This is a genomic window from Halolactibacillus halophilus (assembly GCF_900115605.1).
GTDB lineage: Bacteria > Bacillota > Bacilli > Bacillales > Amphibacillaceae > Halolactibacillus > Halolactibacillus halophilus.
In genome coordinates, this window is the sequence record NZ_FOXC01000075.1 from 1 (window position 1) to 2616 (window position 2616).

Annotated in this window: 2 protein-coding genes; both read left to right on the top strand. The window is 34.0% G+C overall.

Annotated elements, in window-relative coordinates; all coding sequences use genetic code 11:
- Positions 1 to 164 precede the first annotated feature (164 nt).
- Positions 165 to 1433 (top strand): YecA family protein, encoded by a 1269-nt coding sequence (locus tag BM098_RS13840; RefSeq protein ID WP_143423424.1) that lies wholly within the window; start codon positions 165 to 167, stop codon positions 1431 to 1433.
- 15 nt (positions 1434 to 1448) lie between these two features.
- Entirely contained in the window at positions 1449 to 2228 is a 780-nt protein-coding gene (locus tag BM098_RS13080; protein ID WP_089834080.1) for a hypothetical protein, read from the top strand.
- Positions 2229 to 2616 lie beyond the last annotated feature (388 nt).

The following is a 2616-nucleotide window of genomic DNA, read 5'->3' on the forward strand; positions in this document are numbered from 1 at the left end:
GTTTGCAGTGTTAATGTAAGCATTTAAAATACTAAGAAGCGATAGTCCGAGTTGCACTCCTTAAAAAAATTGTACAGTTTTGTGTTGACATACCATATAGAGTTGTTCAAAAGGTGATATGCTCTTTAGAACCTGAATATAAAGATACCTGGAATGAAGTACAGATGTCTACAACAGAACAAATGGTTGCCAATCTATTCAGGAAATTGTTACCGGGATGCATAGTTTTAGAGTCAAACTATTATCCTATTGGAAGCTCACTCAAAAACTGTGCTGAAAATGATCTTATAGTTATATTTGACGATCACATTTTTATAATTGAAGTTAAAGCAGGTTCGTATACATACACCTCTCCTGTTTATGATATTGACTCACACATGAGCTCTTTAAAGACACTAGTGGGGAAGGCAGATTCTCAGGCAGTAAGGACGCTTAACTATCTTAAATCATCTAAAATCGCAAAAATATATGATAAGAACAAAAATGAAAAATTTTCGATTATTCTTAATGATTATATTGAAATCGCTACGTTTTGTATTACACTTGACAATTTTAATGAATTTGCAGCAAAGGCAGAGAAGATAAGCTTTTTAACCCTTAATGATACAACCATTGCTATTTCAATAGATGATTTGCGAGTCTATCAGAATTACTTTGAATCACCTAGTAGATTTTTACATTATATTAAACAACGAAAGCGAGCTGCAAAGAATGATAGACTGTCACTCAATGATGAGCTAGATCACTTGGGTATGTATATTGAACATAATGTTTACTCAATCACTGCCAATAATATGGCTGAAGGTAAATTGCACTGGCATGGATTTAGGGAGAATTTAGATGAATATTTTTCAAGTTTATTTAATGGTTTGGGTGGGGTCAAAAAACCCGAGCAGGAAATTCCTACAAGATTAATAGAAATTCTAGATTTACTAGATAAAAATTCAATTAAGAATAGATCATCTTTGGCCATTTATTTATTGGATCTTGCGTCAGATGCTCGAGAAGAGCTATCTTCACAAATAGACTATATGCTTCAAAGACAAGTTGAAGTTGGGAGAATGCTTATTTCAAGTACCTTTGGAGATGTACGATATAGTTTACTATGTCATCAAGATTCTTTGAAAAAACTAACAGATGATTATGTTCGTGACTATATATTATCAACGATGGTCATTAATCAAGAAGAATCACGATTAGAATTACACTTGCACTTTTCTAAAGATAAGAGATTGACTGATTTGGAATTTCGTTATTGGAGCGACAGTGACATTCCTTCACAAAGAATAGAAGAATTAAAGGTTAAAGGCGAAGAATATGCTGAGAGTAGAATTATGAGCTACAAGCGGCAAAAAGGATTAAAAAAAATTGGGAGGAATGAGAAATGTCCTTGTGGAAGTGGACTAAAATACAAGAAATGCCACGGAAGATAAGAATTGGAGGCAGTTATGTATAAAAAAAGTATTGTTACATTTATTGATATATTAGGCTTTAAAGATCTGGTGAATCAATCTACCAATAGCCATCAAGCTTTAGATTTAATTCATAGTACTCTAATGAAATTTAAGAGTTTAGAAAAGCCGGAGTCATGGACAAGTGATTTAATAGAAGTAGAAGAAGACGCTCAGAAGAAGGGTTTAGATGGGTTTGGAATAAGCAATAGAACAAAGTGTACATGCTTTTCTGATTCCATAGTTATATCTATTGAAATTGAGAACGATCTTAACGAAGTGTTTTCCACTTTAATTGCAAATTTGTCTCGAATTGGAGCACAGTTACTAAAGGATGGAATACTTATCAGAGGGGGTATTGATTTATCAGATATTTATCACAATAACGGTATTGTTTTTGGTAAAGGGTTGATAAATTCCTATGAATTGGAAACAAATGAGGCTAAATACCCTCGGATTATACTAGCAAAAAATCTGATTTCCGAGCTAAATTACCCGCTACTATATAAAAACAAACGGTATCCATATCATCAATACTTAGATAGATTTGAAGATGGCTGCGTAGGGATTCATCAACTGATTTTCTATCAAGTGCATCAAAATTCGTCTGCTATTTCTAAAAAACAAATTGTTGAAGATCTAAAAAAATCGAAAGATACAATAATACATGGGTTGGATTCCAACTTTGTGACACCTCATATTTTCGATAAATACAAATGGTTAAAAAATCAGTATAATAAATTAATAATTTTAGAAGACAACATTAAAGAAGGGTAGTGTCAAGAATTTTGTGTAAACCTCTCCATTGTAGTTCCAGAGTTACTGTATAAAATTAGAAATATATTTAAACGCTCAGCCACAGCGCAGCTGCTTGTCCTTGATTGTGGGGCTGTTTCTTAGTGATTCATGGGGTGGGTTCGGGGTCCCGCCCCCATGAGAACTTAGAAACACTTGTGTCGTTATACCATCCCGTAAGCGGATGGTGCTAGATAAAGCATTATTTCGCCGATCCGCCTATTGTTCTTCATAACGACACACGTCACACAGTCAAGGATGGCGTACTTTGTTGCTTCGCTAGCTGTTCTTCGAACATCTCTATAATTTCTGGTTTAGCTTTTTTAAAGCCGCGATGGCAACGCATCGCAAATTTTTGATTATAATCTAA